Source organism: Streptomyces hokutonensis, from assembly GCF_000376565.1.
GTDB classification, from domain to species: Bacteria; Actinomycetota; Actinomycetes; order Streptomycetales; family Streptomycetaceae; genus Streptomyces; species Streptomyces hokutonensis.
The window spans coordinates 1-19,020 of record NZ_BARG01000023.1 but is presented as its reverse complement, the minus strand read 5'-3'; the positions used below and the strand labels follow the sequence as shown (position 1 = coordinate 19,020).

General features: G+C 69.0%; 20 protein-coding genes and 1 riboswitch. Of the genes, 16 read left to right on the top strand and 4 right to left on the bottom strand.

Going from position 1 to position 19,020, the window contains the following annotated elements; all coding sequences use genetic code 11:
- From SSP08S_RS11940 to SSP08S_RS11930, 3 genes are all read left to right on the top strand, one after another.
- On the top strand, nt 1-760 hold a 760-nt coding region (locus SSP08S_RS11940), incomplete at its 5' end, for a cytochrome c oxidase subunit I (RefSeq protein WP_019067827.1).
- Nucleotides 757-1,155 carry a cytochrome c oxidase subunit 4 gene (locus SSP08S_RS11935; protein WP_019067826.1) on the top strand — a complete coding sequence of 133 codons (399 nt, stop codon included), beginning with the start codon at nt 757-759 and terminating at the stop codon, nt 1,153-1,155. The genes SSP08S_RS11940 and SSP08S_RS11935, both read left to right, overlap by 4 nt.
- Before the next feature lie 129 nt (nt 1,156-1,284).
- On the top strand, nt 1,285-2,550 hold the full coding sequence (locus tag SSP08S_RS11930) for a L,D-transpeptidase (RefSeq protein ID WP_019067825.1): 1,266 nt from the start codon (nt 1,285-1,287) through the stop codon (nt 2,548-2,550).
- A gap of 92 nt (nt 2,551-2,642) precedes the next feature.
- Here the strand turns inward: SSP08S_RS11930 and SSP08S_RS11925 are convergent, their stop codons facing one another.
- Complete coding sequence (locus SSP08S_RS11925; RefSeq protein WP_019067824.1) at nt 2,643-3,044, bottom strand: response regulator; 402 nt, start codon at nt 3,042-3,044, stop codon at nt 2,643-2,645.
- A 178-nt stretch (nt 3,045-3,222) separates the two neighbouring features.
- On the opposite strand from SSP08S_RS11925, the gene ctaE reads away from it, so the two are divergent.
- From ctaE to SSP08S_RS11890, 7 genes are all read left to right on the top strand, one after another.
- Nucleotides 3,223-3,843 carry an aa3-type cytochrome oxidase subunit III gene (gene ctaE / locus SSP08S_RS11920; RefSeq protein WP_019067823.1) on the top strand — a complete coding sequence of 207 codons (621 nt, stop codon included), beginning with the start codon at nt 3,223-3,225 and terminating at the stop codon, nt 3,841-3,843.
- 80 nt (nt 3,844-3,923) lie between these two features.
- On the top strand, nt 3,924-4,733 hold the full coding sequence (qcrC, locus tag SSP08S_RS11915) for a cytochrome bc1 complex diheme cytochrome c subunit (protein ID WP_019067822.1): 810 nt from the start codon (nt 3,924-3,926) through the stop codon (nt 4,731-4,733).
- Nucleotides 4,730-5,785 carry a cytochrome bc1 complex Rieske iron-sulfur subunit gene (qcrA, locus tag SSP08S_RS11910; protein WP_026178409.1) on the top strand — a complete coding sequence of 352 codons (1,056 nt, stop codon included), beginning with the start codon at nt 4,730-4,732 and terminating at the stop codon, nt 5,783-5,785. Before qcrC ends, qcrA begins: the two co-directional genes overlap by 4 nt.
- Nucleotides 5,782-7,413, top strand: coding sequence for a cytochrome bc1 complex cytochrome b subunit (gene qcrB / locus SSP08S_RS11905; protein ID WP_019067820.1), 1,632 nt, complete (start codon nt 5,782-5,784; stop codon nt 7,411-7,413). Before qcrA ends, qcrB begins: the two co-directional genes overlap by 4 nt.
- Nucleotides 7,414-7,547: 134 nt before the next feature.
- Nucleotides 7,548-8,612: an anthranilate phosphoribosyltransferase gene (gene trpD, locus SSP08S_RS11900; RefSeq protein ID WP_019067819.1), complete on the top strand. Its 1,065-nt coding sequence runs from the start codon at nt 7,548-7,550 to the stop codon at nt 8,610-8,612.
- Nucleotides 8,613-8,688: 76 nt separating this feature from the next.
- Nucleotides 8,689-8,805: riboswitch (SAM riboswitch) on the top strand.
- A gap of 165 nt (nt 8,806-8,970) precedes the next feature.
- The gene (locus SSP08S_RS11895; RefSeq protein WP_019067818.1) at nt 8,971-10,332 is read left to right on the top strand and encodes an aminotransferase class V-fold PLP-dependent enzyme; all 1,362 of its coding nucleotides are present in this window, start codon (nt 8,971-8,973) and stop codon (nt 10,330-10,332) included.
- 10 nt (nt 10,333-10,342) lie between these two features.
- Nucleotides 10,343-11,020, top strand: coding sequence for a hypothetical protein (locus tag SSP08S_RS11890; protein WP_019067817.1), 678 nt, complete (start codon nt 10,343-10,345; stop codon nt 11,018-11,020).
- Here SSP08S_RS11890 and SSP08S_RS11885 read toward each other — a convergent pair.
- Together SSP08S_RS11885 and SSP08S_RS11880 are read right to left on the bottom strand one after the other, a co-directional pair.
- Nucleotides 11,017-11,298, bottom strand: a complete 282-nt coding sequence (locus SSP08S_RS11885; RefSeq protein WP_019062383.1) for an Lrp/AsnC family transcriptional regulator — start codon at nt 11,296-11,298, stop codon at nt 11,017-11,019. The two genes, SSP08S_RS11890 and SSP08S_RS11885, sit on opposite strands and share 4 nt — an antisense overlap.
- A complete protein-coding gene (locus SSP08S_RS11880; RefSeq protein WP_019067816.1) occupies nt 11,295-12,029 on the bottom strand; it encodes a rhomboid family intramembrane serine protease in 735 nt (244 codons plus the stop codon). Before SSP08S_RS11880 ends, SSP08S_RS11885 begins: the two co-directional genes overlap by 4 nt.
- A 161-nt stretch (nt 12,030-12,190) precedes the next feature.
- Here SSP08S_RS11880 and SSP08S_RS11875 point away from each other — a divergent pair, with 161 nt between their 5' ends.
- The 5 genes from SSP08S_RS11875 (at nt 12,191) to SSP08S_RS11855 (ending at nt 17,520) form a co-directional block, all read left to right on the top strand.
- Complete coding sequence (locus SSP08S_RS11875) at nt 12,191-12,430, top strand: hypothetical protein (RefSeq protein WP_019067815.1); 240 nt, start codon at nt 12,191-12,193, stop codon at nt 12,428-12,430.
- A 37-nt stretch (nt 12,431-12,467) separates the two neighbouring features.
- Nucleotides 12,468-13,811 carry an NYN domain-containing protein gene (locus SSP08S_RS11870; protein ID WP_019067814.1) on the top strand — a complete coding sequence of 448 codons (1,344 nt, stop codon included), beginning with the start codon at nt 12,468-12,470 and terminating at the stop codon, nt 13,809-13,811.
- Nucleotides 13,812-14,021: 210 nt separating this feature from the next.
- Complete coding sequence (locus tag SSP08S_RS11865) at nt 14,022-15,056, top strand: C40 family peptidase (RefSeq protein WP_019067813.1); 1,035 nt, start codon at nt 14,022-14,024, stop codon at nt 15,054-15,056.
- A 220-nt stretch (nt 15,057-15,276) separates the two neighbouring features.
- On the top strand, nt 15,277-16,299 hold the full coding sequence (locus SSP08S_RS11860) for a C40 family peptidase (RefSeq protein WP_026178408.1): 1,023 nt from the start codon (nt 15,277-15,279) through the stop codon (nt 16,297-16,299).
- A gap of 30 nt (nt 16,300-16,329) precedes the next feature.
- On the top strand, nt 16,330-17,520 hold the full coding sequence (locus SSP08S_RS11855; protein ID WP_245607866.1) for a hypothetical protein: 1,191 nt from the start codon (nt 16,330-16,332) through the stop codon (nt 17,518-17,520).
- On the opposite strand, the gene SSP08S_RS11850 is transcribed toward SSP08S_RS11855, so the two are convergent.
- Nucleotides 17,508-18,038, bottom strand: a complete 531-nt coding sequence (locus SSP08S_RS11850) for a PadR family transcriptional regulator (protein ID WP_019067810.1) — start codon at nt 18,036-18,038, stop codon at nt 17,508-17,510. The genes SSP08S_RS11855 and SSP08S_RS11850 overlap by 13 nt on opposite strands.
- Before the next feature lie 86 nt (nt 18,039-18,124).
- Here SSP08S_RS11850 and SSP08S_RS55185 point away from each other — a divergent pair.
- Nucleotides 18,125-19,020 (top strand): MATE family efflux transporter (locus SSP08S_RS55185; RefSeq protein WP_019067809.1); only part of this gene is annotated, 896 nt, incomplete at its 3' end.

Here is a 19,020-nt window from a genome sequence, read left to right as displayed (position 1 = left end):
GCTCCCGTTCTTCTCCTTCATGACGTTCCTCATCGCCGTGCCGACCGGCGTGAAGTTCTTCAACTGGATCGGAACGATGTGGAAGGGGTCCTTGAGTTTCGAGACCCCGATGCTCTGGGCGACGGGCTTCCTGATCACCTTCACCTTCGGTGGTCTGACCGGTGTCATCCTGGCCTCGCCGCCGATGGACTTCCACGTCTCGGACTCGTACTTCGTGGTCGCGCACTTCCACTACGTCGTGTTCGGCACCGTGGTCTTCGCGATGTTCTCCGGCTTCCACTTCTGGTGGCCGAAGATGACCGGCAAGATGCTCGACGAGCGCCTCGGCAAGATCACCTTCTGGACGCTGTTCATCGGCTTCCACGGCACCTTCCTGGTCCAGCACTGGCTGGGTGCCGAGGGCATGCCCCGTCGTTACGCGGACTACCTCGCGGCCGACGGCTTCACCGCCCTGAACACGATCTCGACGATCAGCTCCTTCCTGCTCGGTCTGTCGATCCTGCCGTTCCTCTACAACGTGTGGAAGACGGCCAAGTACGGCAAGAAGGTCGAGGTCGACGACCCGTGGGGCTACGGCCGTTCGCTCGAATGGGCGACGTCCTGCCCGCCGCCGCGGCACAACTTCCTCACCCTGCCCCGCATCCGCAGCGAATCCCCGGCGTTCGACCTGCACCACCCGGAGATCGCCGCTCTCGACCAGCTCGAGAACGCGCACCACGCTGACAAGGCCCTCGCCGGCGGCAAGGAGGCGGGCAAGTGAAGGTCCAGGGCTGGATGTTCATGTGGTTGAGCGCCTTCGTGCTCGCCATGGCGGTTGTCTACGGCCTCTGGTCCAAGGAGGCGGCCGGTACCACGGCCCTCTTCATGGCCTTCGGCCTCTGCGTCATGATCGGCTTCTACCTGGGCTTCACCGCCCGGCGGGTCGACACCCTGGCGCAGGACAACAAGGAGGCTGACGTCGCGGACGAGGCCGGCGAGGTGGGCTTCTTCAGCCCGCACAGCTGGCAGCCCCTCGCCCTCGGCATCGGTGGCGCGCTGGCCTTCCTCGGCGTGGCCATCGGCTGGTGGCTGCTGTACTTCTCGGCGCCGCTCATCATGATCGGTCTGTTCGGCTGGGTCTTCGAGTACTACCGCGGTGAGAACCGCACGCAGTAGCACACGCCGAACGCACACGAGCCCGGACACTCCGTCAGGAGGTCCGGGCTCGTGCTTTTGCCGCACGGCCGGTCCCTCGTCCGAGTGACCCACCGCGCCGTCGCTGACGAACCTTCATAGCCTCGGCTCATGAACCACTCTCCGCGCATCCGCACCGTCGTCAGCTGCACCCTGCTGGTGATCTCCGTCGGCGCGGGCGCCACCGCCTGCGGGTCCGGCGGCGGCAACCCGCTGTCGGACAGGCCGTACGACGCGGCGGGGCAGATCTCCTTCAACGGCCCGTCCGGCAAGGGCAAGAAGGCCGACCCCGACAAGCCCCTGGAGGTCACCACCTCCGAGGACGACGGACGGATCACGGACGTCACGGCCACGGACGCCACGGGTCGCTATGTCACGGGCGAACTCAACGCCGACGGCACCCGCTGGCGCAGCACCTCCCCGCTGGCCGCCAACGCCCACTACACGGTGCGGGTGAGCACGGAGGACGAGGACGGCGCCCCCGGCCGCAAGGTCCTCACCTTCGACACCACCAGGCCGACCTCCAAGAAGAGCCTGACCGTGAAGTTCGGTCCGGACGCCGGCAAGTACGGCGTCGGCCAGCCGGTCACCGCCCAACTGAACAAGCCCGTCAAGGACAAGGCACAGCGGGCCATCGTGGAACGCGCCCTCAGGGTGGACTCCACGCCCGCCGTGGAGGGCGCCTGGCACTGGGTGGACGACAAGGAACTCCACTACCGCCCCAAGGAGTACTGGCCCGCCCACGCCACCATCCAGGTCCACAGCGACCTCGACGGCGTGAAGATCAGCGACCGCCTGTGGGGCGGCAAGTCCAAGGGGCTCAAGCTCACCACCGGCGACAAGATCATCGCCGTGACGGACGCCGCGTCCCACGAGATGACGGTCTACAAGAACGGCGAGGAGATCAACGAGATCCCCGTCACCACCGGAAAGCCCGGCTTCGAGACCCGAAACGGCGTCAAGGTCGTACTGGGCAAGGAGTACTTCGTACGGATGCGCGGTACCACCGTCGGCATCTCCGAGGGCTCCTCGGACTCGTACGACCTCCCCGTGTACTACGCCACCCGCGTCACCTGGAGCGGCGAGTACGTCCACGCCGCCCCCTGGTCCGTCGGCTCCCAGGGCTCCGCGAACGTCAGCCACGGCTGCACCGGCATGAGCACCAGCAACGCCGAGTGGTTCTTCGACACCATCCACGAGGGCGACGTCGTCAAGGTCGTCAACTCCGACGGCGACGAGATGGAACCCTTCGGCAACGGCTTCGGCGACTGGAACCTGGGCTGGAAGAAGTGGCGGGGCGGCAGCGCGCTGGTAGGCGGAACACCGGACGGCCCGAGGCCCGAGGACGCGGCAAGACTCCGCCCCGAGTCAGTGTGACCCACCCAGGGGTGACCCACCCAGGGGCGCGGGGAACTGCGCGACCAGCCACAACGGACCCGCAGCCGCCACAGACCTCGCGCCCCGAGCTACTAGGCGCTCAACGCCCGCTTCTCCCGCAGCAAAGAGGCCAGCGAGGCAGCGAACTCAACAGGGTCGACAGGCAACGTCACAGCCGCGTCCGCACGGCTCCACGTGGCAAGCCACGCATCCTGGGGCCGCCCGATGAGGACAAGCACAGGCGGGCAGTTGAAGATCTCGTCCTTCACCTGACGGCACAGCCCCATGCCACCCATCGGCACGGACTCCCCGTCGAAGACACAGACGTCGATCCCACCCCGGTCCAGCTCCTTCACGACCGCCGCCTGCGTCGCGCACTCCAGGAACTCCACCAGCGGCGCGTCCGGAGCCGGCCGGCGCCCGGCGGCCAGCCGGACTTGCTCGCGGGTGTTGGAGTCGTCGCTGTAGACGAGCACCGTGGCAGTCGGCTGCATTGTTCCTCCGCGTCGTCGATCGGGAACTCCAGGTACCGATGCGGCGGATGCTACTCCCTTGAACACCCCGTCAACACCTGTTGGAACACCCCTGCGATGGGCCATACGGGCAGTACACACGCTGCGAACACTCCGAACGGCACCCCCCGGAGTGAGGGCGGGATAAGCGACCGACATAATGTCGGTCGTGGCGACAGCAACGACAGTAGAAACCGGGCACGCGCACCCGTCGGTCAACCGGCCGAACCTCACCAGCGTCGGAACCATCATCTGGCTGAGTTCCGAGCTGATGTTCTTCGCGGCCCTCTTCGCGATGTACTTCACCCTGCGATCGGTGACCGGTCCGGATCACTGGAAGGAGATGGCGAGCCATCTCAACCTTCCGTTCTCCGCGACCAACACCACGATCCTGGTGCTCTCCTCCCTCACCTGCCAGCTCGGCGTGTTCGCCGCCGAGCGCGGGGACGTGAAGAAGCTCAGGGGCTGGTTCATCATCACGTTCGTGATGGGTGCGATCTTCATCGGCGGTCAGATCTTCGAGTACACGGAGCTGGTGAAGAAGGACGGCCTGTCGCTGTCCTCCGACCCGTACGGCTCGGTGTTCTATCTGACCACCGGCTTCCACGGCATGCACGTGACGGGCGGCCTCATCGCCTTCCTGTTCGTTCTCGGCCGCACCTACGCGGCGAAGAGGTTCACCCACGAACAGGCGACCGCGGCCATCGTCGTGTCCTACTACTGGCACTTCGTCGATGTCGTCTGGATCGGCCTCTTCGCCACGATCTACTTGATCAAGTAGTCGGGCCCGATCCCGCGCGCAGCCAAGAAGCGCACATTCCAGAAGCATCGACGCAGAAGATCCTGACACCGGGGTAATCCGTGAAAAAGCTCTCCACACGACGACGCCATCCGCTGGCGGCGGTCGTCGTACTACTCCTCGCGCTGGCGGCAGCCGGGGGGGCGTTCAGCCTGCTCGCGCCCGCGAGCAAGGCGCAGGCCGACGAGTCGGCTCAGTCCCTCTCCATCGACGAGGGCAAGAAGCTCTTCGCCGTCGGTTGCGCCAGCTGCCACGGCACCGGCGGTCAGGGCTCCTCCGACGGGCCGAGCCTCGTGGGCGTCGGCGCCGCGGCGGTCGACTTCCAGGTGGGCACCGGCCGTATGCCGGCCCAGCAGCCGGGGGCTCAGATCCCGGCCAAGAAGGTCATCTACTCCCAGGCCGAGATCGACCAGCTCGCGGCGTACATCGCCTCGCTGGGCGCCGGCCCGGTCATCCCGACGAAGAACGAGTACGGGCCGGAGGGGTCGGACATCGCCAAGGGCGGCGAGCTGTTCCGCACCAACTGCGCCCAGTGCCACAACTTCACCGGCAAGGGCGGCGCGCTGACGCACGGCAAGTTCGCGCCGAGCCTCGAGGGCGTTGCCCCGAAGCACATCTACGAGGCCATGCAGACCGGCCCGCAGAACATGCCTTCCTTCCCCGACACCACGCTGTCGTCGAAGAACAAGAAGGACATCATCGCGTACCTCAACGCGGTCAACGGCGACAACACCGAGAGCCCCGGCGGTCTTGAGCTGGGCGGTCTCGGTCCGGTCAGTGAGGGTCTCTTCGCCTGGATCTTCGGTCTGGGCGCGCTGATCGCGGTAGCCGTCTGGGTCGCCGCTCGGACCGCAAAGGCCAAGAAGTCATGAGTAGCCAAGACATTCCAGAAGAGAACCTGCCCGCTGAGCAGGACGCGCACGGCGCGGTGTCGGTCGCGGACGAGCAGAACCCGTTCGCCGACCCGGGACTGCCGCCGCACGAGCACCGGGTGCAGGACATCGACGAGCGGGCCGCCAAGCGGTCCGAGCGCGTCGTCGCCTTCCTGTTCACGGTCTCGATGCTCGCCACCGTCGGCTTCATCGCCTCGTACGTGGGCATCCCGCACAACAAGGCGATCTTCGTCTTCCCGATCGGTCACATCAACGCGCTCAACTTCGCGCTGGGTCTGACCCTCGGTACGGCGCTCTTCACCATCGGCGCGGGCGCGGTCCACTGGGCCCGCACCCTGATGTCCGACGTGGAGATCGCCGACGAGCGGCACGCCATCGAGGCGCCCCCCGAGGTCAAGGCCAAGGTTCTGGCCGACTTCAAGCAGGGTGCCAAGGAGTCCGCGCTCGGCCGTCGCAAGCTGATCCGCAACACGATGTTCGGCGCGCTGGCCCTGTTCCCGCTCTCCGGCGTCATGCTGCTGCGCGACCTGGGCCCGCTGCCGGGGACGAAGCTCCGCCACACGCTGTGGTCCAAGGGCAAGCTGCTCGTCAACATGAACACGAACCTGCCGCTGCGTCCCTCGGACGTGGCCGTCGGCTCGCTCACCTTCGCCAAGCCCGAGGGCCTGGAGGAGACCGACGAGGAGTTCCAGACCGAGATCGCCAAGTCGGCGCTGATGATCGTCCGGCTGCAGCCGGAGAACATCAAGGACAAGCGCGAGCTGGAGTGGGCGCACGAGGGCATCGTCGCCTTCTCGAAGATCTGCACCCACGTGGGCTGCCCGATCTCCCTGTACGAGCAGCAGACGCACCACGTGCTGTGCCCGTGCCACCAGTCCACCTTCGACCTCTCCGACGGTGCCCGAGTGATCTTCGGCCCGGCCGGTCACGCCCTGCCGCAGCTGCGCATCGGCGTGAGCGACGAGGGTTACCTCGAAGCGCTCGGCGACTTCGAGGAGCCCGTCGGTCCTGCATTCTGGGAGCGCGGATGAGCACCAACGAGACCAACGAGCGGCGCGACAAGGCACCGGCCGGCGAGCGTGTCGCCGACTGGGCGGACGGACGCCTCGGGATCTACTCCCTGGCCAAGTCCAACATGCGCAAGATCTTCCCCGACCACTGGTCGTTCATGCTGGGCGAGGTCTGCCTCTACAGCTTCATCATCATCATCCTCACGGGTGTGTACCTGACGCTGTTCTTCCACCCGTCGATGAACGAGGTGACGTACCACGGCAGCTATGTCCCGCTCCAGGGGCAGCTGATGTCGGAGGCGTTCAACTCGACGATGCACATCTCCTTCGATGTGCGCGGCGGTCTGCTGATCCGTCAGATCCACCACTGGGCGGCGCTGATCTTCCTCGCCGCCATGTTCGTGCACATGATGCGCGTGTTCTTCACGGGTGCGTTCCGCAAGCCGCGTGAGGTCAACTGGCTGTTCGGCTTCCTGCTGTTCGTCCTGGGCATGTTCACCGGCTTCACCGGTTACTCGCTCCCGGACGACCTGCTCTCCGGCACCGGTGTCCGCTTCATGGAGGGCGCGGTCCTGTCCGTGCCGATCGTCGGCACGTACCTGTCGTTCTTCCTCTTCGGCGGAGAGTTCCCGGGCGGCGACTTCGTCGCGCGGTTCTACTCGATCCACATCCTGCTGCTGCCGGGCATCATGCTCGGTCTGGTGGTCGGCCACCTGATCCTGGTCTTCTACCACAAGCACACGCAGTTCGCGGGCCCCGGAAAGACGAACAACAACGTCGTCGGCATGCCGCTGCTGCCGGTCTACATGGCCAAGGCCGGAGGCTTCTTCTTCCTGGTCTTCGGTGTCATCGCGGCCGTCGCGGCGATCGCCTCGATCAACCCGATCTGGGCCATGGGCCCCTACCGGCCGGACATGGTCTCCACGGGCGCCCAGCCCGACTGGTACATGGGCTTCTCCGAGGGCCTGATCCGTGTCATGCCGGGCTGGGAGATCAACTTCTGGGGTCACACGCTCGTCCTGGGCGTGTTCATCCCGCTGGTGATCTTCCCGCTGGTCCTGGTCGCGATCGCGGTCTACCCGTTCATCGAGTCCTGGGTCACCGGCGACAAGAGCGAGCACCACATCCTGGACCGCCCGCGCAACGTCCCGACCCGCACGGCCTTCGGTGCCGCGTGGATCTCGTGGTACTTCGTCCTGCTCGTCGGTGGCGGCAACGACATCTGGGCCACGCACTTCCACCTGTCGATCAACTCGATCACCTGGTTCGTGCGCGTCGGCTTCTTCGTCGTGCCGGTCCTGGTCTTCCTCGCCACCAAGCGGGTCTGCCTCGGCCTCCAGCGCCGCGACAAGGACAAGGTGCTGCACGGCCGCGAGTCCGGCATCATCAAGCGCCTGCCGCACGGTGAGTTCGTCGAGATCCACGAGCCGCTCAGCCAGGACGCGCTGCACACGCTCACCGCGCACGAGCAGTACGTGCCGGCGGCGATCGGCGCGACGGTCGACGAGAACGGTGTCGAGCGCAAGGTCAAGGGCACCGAGAAGCTGCGCGCCAAGCTGAGCGAGGCGTACTACGGCGAGGAGTCCCAGATCGCCAAGCCCACCGTCGAGGAGTACAAGGAGATCACGAGCGGCCACGGCCACCACTGATCGCTGAGGCGTCGCCACGCCACAGTCGAAGGGCCCCGTCCGAACACCGGACGGGGCCCTTCGCCGTGTCCCGCGCTGGATAGGGTGGGGACACATCGTTGAACCATTTTTCTACGACACCCAGGAGCGGCCGTATGAGCGCTGTGACCCCCGCTGGAGGCGACACCGCGGCGGCCCGTTCCTGGCCCGACGTACTGAGCGCGCTGCTGGCCGGACAGGACCTGAGCACCGCCGACACGGCGTGGGCGATGGACCGCATCATGAGCGGTGAGGCCGCGGACGCGCAGATCGCGGGCTTCCTGGTGGCGCTGCGGGCCAAGGGCGAGACGGTCGAGGAGATCACCGGTCTCGTCGAGACGATGTACGCCCACGCGAAGCCGCTGGACATCCCGGGTCCTGCCGTCGACATCGTCGGTACGGGCGGCGACCGGGCCAAGACGGTCAACATCTCGACGATGTCCGCGATCGTGATCGCCGGTACGGGTGCGAAGGTCGTCAAGCACGGCAACCGGGCAGCGTCCTCGGCGAGCGGCTCCTCGGACGTGCTGGAGAAGCTCGGCATCAATCTGAACCTGCCGACCGAGCAGGTGGCGCGGGTGGCGTCGGAGGCCGGGATCACCTTCTGCTTCGCGGCCAAGTTCCACCCGTCGATGCGGTTCGTCGGCGCGGTCCGCGGGGCGCTGGGGATTCCGACCGCGTTCAACCTGCTCGGCCCGCTCACCAACCCGGCGAAGGTCACCTCGTCGGCGGTCGGCTGTTTCGACACCCGCATGGCCGGGCTCATCGCGGGCGTACTGGCCGAACGCGGCTCCTCCGCGCTGGTGTTCCGGGGTGACGACGGCCTCGACGAGCTGACGACCACCGCGACCTCCCGGGTGTGGATCGTCCGGGACGGCAAGGTCACCGAGGAGTCCTTCGACCCCCGGGACGTCGGCCTCGAACTCGTCCCCGTCGAGGCCCTGCGCGGCGCCGACCCCGACTACAACGCGGGCGTCGCCCGCCGCCTCCTGGACGGCGAGCCGGGCCCGGTACGGGACGCCGTACTCCTGAACTCGGCGGCCGCCCTGGTGGCGCTGGAGCGCGGTGACGGGCCGCTGGCGGACCGGATCCGGAGCGGGATGGAGAAGGCCGCGGAGTCGATCGACTCGGGGGCCGCCAAGCGGACCCTGGAGCGTTGGGCCGCCGCCACCAACGCGTAGCGGCACGGCGGTCGTCGTCCCGCGATCCGGACACGGGTTGCGGGACGACGATCACATCGCGTAGGTTTTTGGACCAGGTCATGAGTGACAGTCATGAGGCCCCGGCCGACTGTCCGGCAACCCTCCGTCCGTGGCGGGGTGCCCCGGGTGAAGACCAGGCCGTAGGCAGCGAGGTCTGCGGCAAGCGCGGGCCCCTCGAAAGACACCAGGGGTCCTGGTCATCGAGGGAGCCCTCTGTGAGCAAGCGAATGCGATAGGGCGTCGAGCCCCGCCTCCGCATACCCCCTTTCACCCCCTCCGTGCTCGAGCCCTGCGCGCTCGCACGGCGGAACCGCCTTGCCTCTCACAGGAGTTCGCCATGTCTGTCTCCACCACTGCCGCCGCCCAGACCATTTGTGCCCAGCTGCCCGTTCTCGGCCGGGATGTCACCGTCCCGCTCGTCACGGGCGGCGAGGTCACCTACGCGGCGCTCGACTATGCGGCCAGCGCCCCCGCCCTCCAGCGCGTCTGGGACGACGTGGCCGCCTACGCCCCGTACTACGGCAGCGTCCACCGCGGCGCCGGCTACCTCTCCCAGCTGTCGACGGACCTCTTCGAGAACGCGCGGAAGACCGTCTCCGAGTTCCTCGACTGCCGCGCCGACGACCAGCTGATCTTCACCCGCTCGACCACGGACTCCCTCAACCTCCTCGCCGCCGCCCTCCCCGCCGACTGCCAGGTCTTCGTCTTCGAGACCGAGCACCACGCCTCGCTGCTGCCCTGGAAGGACGCCCGGGTCACCTACCTCAACGCCCCGCGCACCCCGGCCCAGGCCGTCGAGACCCTGGAGCAGGCGCTCGCCGCCCGTGACCCCTACGGTCCGGCCCTGGTCTGTGTCACCGGCGCCTCGAACGTCACCGGCGAGCTGTGGCCGGTACGGGAGTTGGCGGCCGCGGCTCACGCCCACGGCGCCCGGATCGTCCTCGACGCCGCCCAACTCGCCCCGCACCACCCGGTGTCCGTCCAGGACCTCGACGTCGACTGGATCGCCTTCTCCGGCCACAAGCTCTACGCCCCCTTCGGCTCCGGCGTCCTCGCCGGCCGCGCCGACTGGCTCCGGGCGGCCGACCCCTACCTCGCGGGCGGCGGCGCCAGCCGCAAGGTCACCCGGCGCGAGGACGGGGGAGTCGACGTGGAGTGGCACGACAGCGCGGCCCGGCACGAGGCCGGCTCCCCGAACGTCATCGGCGCCTACTCCATCGCGTCGGCCTGCAAGGCGCTGACGGAGGCGGGCTTCGACACGCTCGTGGCCCGCGAGCAGTACCTGATCGAGAAGGTGCGTGCGGGCCTGGCCGAGGTCCCGGCGGTCCGCGTCCTGTCCCTCTTCGGCGACGACGCCCCGCGCGTCGGCGTCATCTCCTTCGTCGTCGAGGGCTGGAACAGCTCGCACTTCGCCGCCGCCCTCTCCGCCGAGTACGGCATCGGCGTCCGCGACGGCCTCTTCTGCGCCCACCCGCTGGTCCGCACCCTGCTCGGCAGCGACCCGGGGACCCAGGGCGAGTGCGGTGCCCCCGAGGCCGCCCCGGGCGAGAAGTCCCTCAACGCGATCCGCGTGAGCTTCGGCGCGGGCACCCCGGACGAGCACGTCGAGCGCTTCGTGACGGCCGTACGGGAGCTCGTGACCGACGGCGCGAAGTGGAACTACCGTACGCAGGACGGCCGTTGCGTGCCCGCTGTGTGACCATCCAGGGGTGGGCACCGAGACGGGACTGGGCGAGCCGCTGGGCGAGGCGGTCGTACGGCGTGCGCCGCGTCTGCTCGGCGGCAGGCCCGTCCAGCTGTATGAGGAGGGGTTCGTCCGCGGGGCGCGGGTCCGTCGCTGGGCGGATGTGACGCACTGGCGCTCCACCGTCGACGTGAACATCAGAGTGGCAGACGAACGCCACGACATGGCCTGGTACACCTTGGGCCACCGTCACCGGCTGCGGTTCGCCGACGGGACGGAGCAGGGCTTCCTTCTCGACGAGTGGCAGATCGAGGTCGGGGCGGTGGACCAGGAGCGTCCCGAGAACCGGCTCATACGGTCCGTCGTCGACCACGTACGGCATCGAGTGGCCGACGCTCAGGTGCCCGCGATGCTGGACCGGATCGAGGCGGGCCGGCAGATCACCTTCGGCCCTCTCACGGCGGACGTGCGGGGGGTGTTCGTCCCGGGCGGTCGGTCGATGTACCGGTGGGACGAACTGCGGGAGCCGTGTCTCGACATCGACGTGCCCGACTGGCCGGTGCCGTCCTCATGGTGGCTGCGGCCGCACGACGCCAGGTTCTCCCTGCGGGGCGGTGATGGTCACCGCACCGAGCTGCCGGCCTGGGACGTCGTGAACTGGGGCGCGCTGGTCGCCCTGTGGAAGCTGCTGGGCGCCCGCTAGGAGTCCAGGCCGATCGCGAACGCCGCCTCCAGGTCGTGCTGGGAGTACGTCCGGAACGCCACGTGTGTGTCCGTGCCCTCGACGCCCGGAATCTTGCTGATCCGGCCCGGGATGACCTCGGCCAGGTCCTCGTGCTGCCGGACCCGCACCATCGCGATCAGGTCGTAGGTACCGGTGACGGAGAAGACCTCGCTCACGGATTCGAGCGCGGCGATCGACTCGGCGATCTCCGGAATCCGGTCCACGCTGGTCTTGATGAGGACGATCGCGGTGATCACGGCTGGTTCTCTCCCTCGGGGACCGTTGCTGGGGCGGCCCTCACTCTAGTCGTACGGCCGAATCTGACCCACGCGTAACCGAAGCCCAGCGTGAAGCCGACCAGGTGGGCGAGGTACGCCACCCCGGGTCCCTGTGCGGCCTGCCCTGCCGCCAGCCATTGGAGGGCCGCCCAGAACGGAAGTACGACCCACGCGGGGAAGCGCAGCGGCAGAAAGAAGAGGAAGGGGAGGAGGCTCGTCACGCGGGCCCGGGGGAAGAGGTAGAGGAACGCCCCGAGGACCGCCGAGATCGCCCCGGACGCGCCGACCAGGGACTGTGCGGAGTCGGCGTTGGCCAGCGCGTAGCCCAGCAGCGCCAGATAGCCGCAGACCACGTAGAACAGCGTGAACTCGACCCGGCCCAGCCGTTCCTCGGTCATCGCTCCGAAGACGTAGAGGAAGAGCATGTTGCCGAGGAGATGGATCCAGCTGCCGTGGACGAAGAGGGCCGTGACGGGGGTGAGGGCCTCTCGGGCGGGGTGCGCGAAGAGGTCGGCCGGTACCACTCCCCAGCGGTGGAAGTACGCCCGCTGGGTGGCGAGCAGCGCGTCCCCGGTGCCGTAGGACGGGACGAAGCCCGAGGCCGGGCCCAGGACGAAGATCAGACAGCACAGGGCGATCAGGGCGTAGGTCATCGGTGCCGAGGTGTTCCGGAGGGCTCTGAAGGCCGCTGTCGCCCAGTTGCTGATCATGGACACAGAGCATGGCGTAACGGGACGTACCGGGACAGGGCGCCTCGCCGCTGTGGACGGCCGAGCGGCGAGTACCCGCCAGGCCGTAGGGTTACGAGCCACACTCGCCGGGGAAACCGGCGATCACGGAAACTGGAACAAGAAGGAAGCGGACAGCCACGATGACGGTACCCCTGCCGACCGCCTCGACGCGGTGGCGCTGCACCCTCTGCGGCAACCTCACGCGCTTCGACGTGACGCGTTCGTCGAAGGTCGTGGAGTACCTCCACCTGGACCTGGCGGGTGAGCCGAAGGTGGAGGAGCGCGAGGTGGTCAGTGAGACCATCGAGTCGGTGCGCTGCCGCTGGTGCAACGCCGTGGATCAGGTGGAACTCGTGGACAGGCCGGGCGCCGGCTCCTGAGAGGGAGCGGCCCCGCACACGTATAGGGGTGTGAGGGATGGTGGAGAACTCAGGCGGGGGGCCGGGCGACGGCGCCGCCGAGGTGCTCGACCGCCCGCTGCCCGACGGCGTGCGGAGGAGGGTCGTACAGATCGTCTCCGACGGCTTCGGCGGCCTCACCGTCTCCGAACTGCCCGCGCAGCTACGACAGTACGCCCGCTTCGCCCCCAACCGGCGCGCCAAGTTCGCCGGCAACGCCATGGCCGCCGCGCTGGAGACCGATCCGCTGTTCCGGCAGCGGATCGGGGAGAAGCTGAGAGAGGCCCAGTCGGAGCTCGCCGGCGCGCTCGACTCCGGCTCGCCGCCCCCGGCCGCGGATCCGCTCGACGTGGCGGCCGCGGCCTATGTTCTGCGCCCCACCGGCTGGGTCAAGCTGGTGACCGCCGCCGGTGAGGAGGCGCTGCGCGCCGACGCCGAGCGCGCCGACGAGGAGAGCCGGGCCGAACTGGAGCGGCTGCGCGAGGAGTTGGCGCAGGCGCGGGACGCGACCCGGACCGAGACCGAGCGGCTGCGCACCGAGCTGGACGCGGCGAAGAAGGAAGCGGAATCGCTTCACCGCAAGCTGCGTTCCGCGCACAGCGACATCAAGCGCGGCGAGGCCGCCCTGCGCAAGCTGCGGGCCGAGACGGACGCCGCGCGCGCCGAGGGCCAGGCCCAGCTGTCCGCGGGCGAGGTCGAGACCCGGCGGCTCAAGGCCCGGCTCGCCGAGGCGGAGGCGGCCCTGGAGGCCACCCGCAAGGCGGCCCGGGAGGGGCGCAGCGTCGAGGACATGCGGGTACGGCTGCTGCTCGACACCGTGCTGGAGGCGGCTCAGGGGCTGCGCAGGGAACTGGCGCTGCCACCCGTCTCCGTACGGCCCGCCGAGACCGTCGACGCGGTCGAACCGGGACGAATGACCCCGAAAGACATCGCGGCGCGGGCGCTGTCCGAGAACGACCCCGCGATCCTGGACCAGTTGCTCGCGCTCCCGCAGGCCCATCTGGTCGTCGACGGCTACAACGTCACCAAGACCGGCTATCCCCAAATGCCCCTGGAGAAACAGCGGTTGAGACTGCTGGGGCAGCTCTCCCAGCTGGCCGCGCAGACCGGGGCCGAGGTCACCTGTGTCTTCGACGGGGCCGAGCTGGCCGCGCCGGTGCTGCTCGCGCCGCCGCGCGGAGTGCGGGTGCTGTTCTCCAAACCGGGCGTCACCGCCGACGAGTTGATCCGCCAGCTGGTGCGCGCGGAGCCGCCGGGCCGGCCGGTCATCGTGGCGTCGACCGACCGCGAGGTGGCCGACGGCATCGCGAAGGCGGGCGCGCGGCCCGTCGCTTCTGCGGTACTCCTCAAGCGACTGTCGTGAAGGTCAACGTACAGGTTTAATGCCGGAATTGACCGATCGGTCACGCAACGTAGCGTCAATCGGCCATCACTGCATGTTGGTTATGTGCAAAGAATGCTTTGAGTGACGGCATTTTTTCGTGTGAGGATTTGAACTGATCACAGGATCATCACTAGGGTCATGCCTCGAACCTCCGAACGGGTGATCACTCAATAGAAGGAGCTCGACTCCGTGGCGTCCCATCGTCGACCGAAGCAGCCGAGCCGCACGCGTGTCACCGTGCTGACCACCGCAGCCGCTGCCGCCGTTGCCTTCAGCGCTCAGGCCGCCAATGCCGCGCCGAGCGAGAAGCCCAGCAAGGACGAGGTCAAGTCGAAGGTCGACGCCCTCTACGAGCAGGCCGAGCAGGCCACCGAGAAGCTCGACGGGGCCCAGGAGAAGCAGGAGAAGCTCCAGAAGGAGATCTCCACCATCCAGGACAACGTGGCCCGCGGCCAGGAGGAGCTCAACAAGCTCCGGGACGGCCTCGGCACGATGGCCAGCGCCCAGTACCGCACCGGCGGCATCGACCCGTCGATCCAGCTGTTCCTGTCCTCGGACCCGAGCGACTACCTCGACAAGGCGTCCACCATGGACCAGTTGAGCGCTCAGCAGGTCGAGGCGCTCACGAAGATCCAGGGCAAGCAGCGCGAACTCGCCCAGGAACGCGCGGAGGCGAGCACCAAGCTCAAGGACCTCTCCGCCACCCGCACCGAGCTCAAGAAGAAGAAGGACGAGGTCAAGGCCAAGCTGGCCGCGGCCCAGAAGCTCCTCAACACCCTGACGGCGGCGGAGAAGGCGTCCCTCGCCCAGGAGCAGGCCAACGCGGCCAGCCGTTCCACCTCCCGCGTGAACCTCGGCAACACCGGTTCCGCCTCCGGCCGCGCCGCCTCGGCCTTCGCCGCCGCCCAGTCCGTGATCGGCTCCCCGTACGTCTACGGCGCCTCCGGCCCCTCCTCCTTCGACTGCTCCGGCCTCACCTCCTGGGCCTACGCGCAGGCGGGCGTCTCCATCCCCCGCACCTCCGAGGCGCAGGCCAACGCCGGCACCCGGATCTACAGCGAGAGCGACCTCAAGGTCGGCGACCTGGTCATCTTCTACGGCGACTACCACCACGTCGGTCTCTACGCGGGCAACGGCCAGGTGCTGCACGCCCCGCACACCGGTGCCGTGGTGCGCTACGAGTCGATCGCCAACATGCCCTTCCAGTTCGGCGTCCGGATCTGATCCGGTCCGTATCCGGTCGTTCCGGACCGCCCGAACGGGCGAATTACGACACACCACGCTGACTCCACGCCCCGCCCATGACCTGCGTCATAGGCGGGGTGTCACGTTGTGTGCCCGCGGAGGTCTTTGGCCCGCACCCCTTCACAGAGCTACTGTCTGGCGCGTTTCCCCGCATCGGGGGAGCGGTCCGTGTCCGCCAGCGGAAGGAGTGCGGCTTCCCGTGGGATCCCGTCGTCGCCAAGCACCGTCCGGGTTCGACCGAGGCGCCAGTGCCGCGGTCTGTGTGATGTCCGCCGCCGCAGCGGCACTGGGCGCCCTTCCGGCCACCTCCGCGGTGGCCGCGCCGCACGACGACGCCCGGGCCGAGGTGGACCGGCTCTACCAGGAGGCCGAGAAGGCGACCCAGGCCTTCGACAAGGCCGACGAGCGCGCCGGGCAGCTGCACCGGCAGGTCAGCGACGCCCAGGACCGGATCGCCCGGCAGCAGCAGCGCATCAACACCATGCGGGACGCGCTGGGTTCACTCGCCGGCGCCCAGTACCGCTCCGGCGGCATCGACCCCACCGTCGCGCTGCTGTTCTCCGACGACCCGGCCGACTACCTCGACAAGGCCTCCGTCCTCGACCGCATCACCACCGAGCAGGCGGGTGAGCTCAAGGACCTCCAGGACGCCATGCGCGAACTCGCGCAGGAGCGCAGCGAGGCCACCGGCCACCTCGCCGAACTGGAACGCAGCCGCAAGGCCGTCGCCAGTCACAAGAAGACCGTCGAGAGCAAGCTCGCCAAGGCCCGGCAGGTCCTCAACGGGATGCCGCTCGCCGACCGCGCCGCCTTCGACCGGGCCTCCCGCTCCTCCCGCGTGGACATCCCCGACCTCGGCGCCGGCGTCCCCTCCTCGGGCCGCGCCGCCGCCGCGGTGGCCGCCGCCCAGTCCGCACTCGGCAAGCCCTACGTCTGGGGCGCCACCGGCCCCAGCGGCTTCGACTGCTCCGGCCTGATGCAGTGGTCGTACGCCCGGGCGGGCGTCCACCTCCCGCGCACCTCGCAGGAGCAGCGCTACGCCGGCCACCAGATCCCGCTCTCCCAGGCCCAGCCCGGAGATCTGGTCGTCTACCGCGCCGACGCCAGCCATGTCGCGATGTACGTGGGCAACGGCCAGGTCATCCACGCCCCCTACCCCGGCGCGCCGGTGCGCTACGACCCGGTCGGCATGATGCCCGTCTCGTCGGTCACGAGGGTCTGAACCGGCGCGAAAGGGTCGTACGATCGGGAAGTGACTGGTCGTAGGCGGGCGTCGCGCTCCGGAGTGCTCGCGCTGTGTCTGCTGTTCGGCTCGCTGGTGGCGTGCGGCGGGCAGCCGGCGCCGGACAGCGCTCAGGCGGTGGTGCAGCGCCTGCTGGACACCCGGGCGACGGCCGTCCTGCGCCACGACGAGACGGCGTACACCCGCACCGGCGCGCGCACCGCGTACGAGAACCTGAGCGCCGTACCGCTGGCGGCCTGGTCCTACCGGCTGACCTCGCTGCACCGCACCGGCGCCACCGCGACCGCCGACGCCGACCTCAGCTACCGCGTCCGGGGCTACGACACCTCACCCGTCACCGTCGGCCGGGCGCTCACGCTCCGCCTCACCGCGGACGGGCAGTGGTACGTCGCCTCCGACAGGCCCGCGAAGAAGTCGGGCCAGCAGCTGTGGGACCAGGGGAAGGTGAGCGTCGTCAAGGGTGCGCACAGCCTCGTCATGGGGGTCGGGCAGTCCGCCGCCGGTCTGCGCGAGTACCGCACGCTCGCTGACCACGCCGTACCGGCCGTGTCGGGCGCCTGGGGCACCGACTGGACCCGGCACGTCGTCGTTCTCGTTCCCGACTCCCTGGACGGCATGGCGGGGCTCCTGGGCGCACCCGCCGCGTCCTACCGGGGCATCGCCGCGGTGACGACGGGGGAGGCGGGCGGTTCCGGTGACGCCCCGGCCGACCGGATCATCGTCAACCCGGACGCGTACGCCATGCTCGGCTCGGTCGGCAAGCAGGTGGTGCTCACCCACGAGACGACCCATGTGGCCACCCGCGCCCACACCACCTCCGCGACCCCGCTCTGGCTCTCGGAGGGCTACGCCGACTGGATCGGCTACCGGGGCACGGGGCGCACCCCGGTCCAGGCCGCTCCCGAGCTCTACCGCGCGGTCGAGGACGGCAACCTCCCGACCGCGCTCCCCGCCGACAAGGACTTCGGCTTCAGCAGCGAGGCCGGCGAACTGGCGCAGTCCTACGAGGGTGGCTGGCTGGCCTGCCGGATGATCGAGGACCGGTGGGGAGTGGTCCGACTCGGCAAGTTCTACCGCGCAGTTGGCGCTCACAAGAAGCGGGCCGGGGCGGTGGAGGACGCGATGAAGAAGGTGCTCGGAGTGAGCCTGGACGACTTCACCGCGCAGTGGCGGGACTATCTCAAGACTCAACTCGCCTGATCCAGTTGGGCGATGGCCTCCGTGAGCCACTCCCGCTCGGCCGCGCCCGTCGCCCGCGCGACCCTCAACATGCCCTGCCGGAACAGGTCTTGGGTCTCCTCCGCCCGCACCGGCTCGCCGTCCCGGTAGAAGAAACTCGCGGGGGTCTGAAGGAACTCCAGCCGGCGGCGCAGCACGTCCGCCTGCTCCTTCCGGTCCGGCAGATGCCGTAGGAAGGCCAGCACCGTGTTGAAGCGGACGTGGTCGGTGATCTCGGTCTGCTTGGGGTGGCGGAGGCGTTCCAGGAGGTCCTCGCGGCCCGTATCGGTGAGGGACAGGACGCGGCGCGGGGCCGCGCTCGTGCCGTCCTCCGTGTGCTGGTCGAGCTTGCCCGCGGTGACCAGGCGGGTGATCGCCGGGTAGAGCGCGCCGTCACTGACCGGGCGGACATGGCCGCTGAGCGCCTTGATCCGCTCCTTCAACTCGTAGCCGTGGAGCGGCTGTTCGGCGAGGAAGCCGAGGATCGAGAGCTCCAGCATGTGTCCTCCTTGCGGGCACGATGCCCTCATGGTACCTCTTATCGAGCTACCTCGTTTAGAGGTAGCTCGTATCGAGGGGGTAGCCCATGAACACCCACCGCCGACAGCTCATATCGCTCGCCCATCCCGTCTACCTCTCGCTCCTGGCTTCCGTCGCCGCCGGGATCATCAACACCGTCTGGGTCGCCCGGCTCGGCGGCCCGGCCGTCGCCGCGGTGGCCGTCGCGACCTCCACCGAGAACGTGCTGCTGGGCATCGCCCTGGTCTTCGCCTCCGGTACGACCGTGCTGGTCGCCCACGCGAGGGGAGCCCGCGACCCGGCGGCGCTGCGCTCGGCGGTCCGCGGCGGCTGGGCCCTCTGCGCCCTGGTCACACCGGCGGTCGTCACGGCCGGCTTCCTGCTCCGCGCCCCGCTGTCCCGCCTGCTCCTCGGCGGCGCAGGGCCCGAACTCCCCCTCACAGTCGCCTACTTCACGATCTCCCTGCCGGGCATCGCCGTCTTCTACGTCCAGCAACTCGTCGACGGCATCCTCAAGGGCACCGGCGACACGAGGACCCCGATGCGCCTGGCCCTCCTGGCCAACGGCCTGATCCTGGTCTGCGACCCCTTCCTCATCCACCTCTACGGTGTCCGGGGCGCCGCCGCGTCGACGGTGCTGTGCCGGGTGCTCGCACTGGGGGTGGGACTGCGCGCGCTGCGCCGCAACACCGTGCTGCGGACGGCGACGAGGCCCACCGAGTCCGTCCCCACCGTGTGCGCTCCCACCGGACCTGCCTCCGAAGAGTCCGCTTCCGCCGAAGCGGTTTCCGGTGAGTTCGCTGTCGTCGGGCTCAGTCCTGCGGAGGCCGCCTTCACCGAGCCGCCTTCCGCCGAGTCCGTATCCGTCGAAGCGGTTTCCGGTGAGTCGGCTGCTGTCGGGCCTGGTCTTGCGGAGGTTGTCTTCATCCGGTCCGCATCCGGCGGGTCTGCTTCCGCTGAACC

Coding starts and splice junctions, on each gene's coding strand:
- qcrA (WP_026178409.1), top strand. CDS start 4,730: ATGAGTAGCCAAGACATTCCAGAAGAGAACCTGCCCGCTGAGCAGGAC.
- SSP08S_RS11880 (WP_019067816.1), bottom strand. CDS start 12,029: ATGATCAGCAACTGGGCGACAGCGGCCTTCAGAGCCCTCCGGAACACC.
- SSP08S_RS11850 (WP_019067810.1), bottom strand. CDS start 18,038: ATGCTGGAGCTCTCGATCCTCGGCTTCCTCGCCGAACAGCCGCTCCAC.
- trpD (WP_019067819.1), top strand. CDS start 7,548: ATGAGCGCTGTGACCCCCGCTGGAGGCGACACCGCGGCGGCCCGTTCC.
- qcrB (WP_019067820.1), top strand. CDS start 5,782: ATGAGCACCAACGAGACCAACGAGCGGCGCGACAAGGCACCGGCCGGC.
- SSP08S_RS11875 (WP_019067815.1), top strand. CDS start 12,191: ATGACGGTACCCCTGCCGACCGCCTCGACGCGGTGGCGCTGCACCCTC.
- SSP08S_RS11925 (WP_019067824.1), bottom strand. CDS start 3,044: ATGCAGCCGACTGCCACGGTGCTCGTCTACAGCGACGACTCCAACACC.
- ctaE (WP_019067823.1), top strand. CDS start 3,223: ATGTCGGTCGTGGCGACAGCAACGACAGTAGAAACCGGGCACGCGCAC.
- SSP08S_RS11895 (WP_019067818.1), top strand. CDS start 8,971: ATGTCTGTCTCCACCACTGCCGCCGCCCAGACCATTTGTGCCCAGCTG.
- SSP08S_RS11930 (WP_019067825.1), top strand. CDS start 1,285: ATGAACCACTCTCCGCGCATCCGCACCGTCGTCAGCTGCACCCTGCTG.
- SSP08S_RS11870 (WP_019067814.1), top strand. CDS start 12,468: ATGGTGGAGAACTCAGGCGGGGGGCCGGGCGACGGCGCCGCCGAGGTG.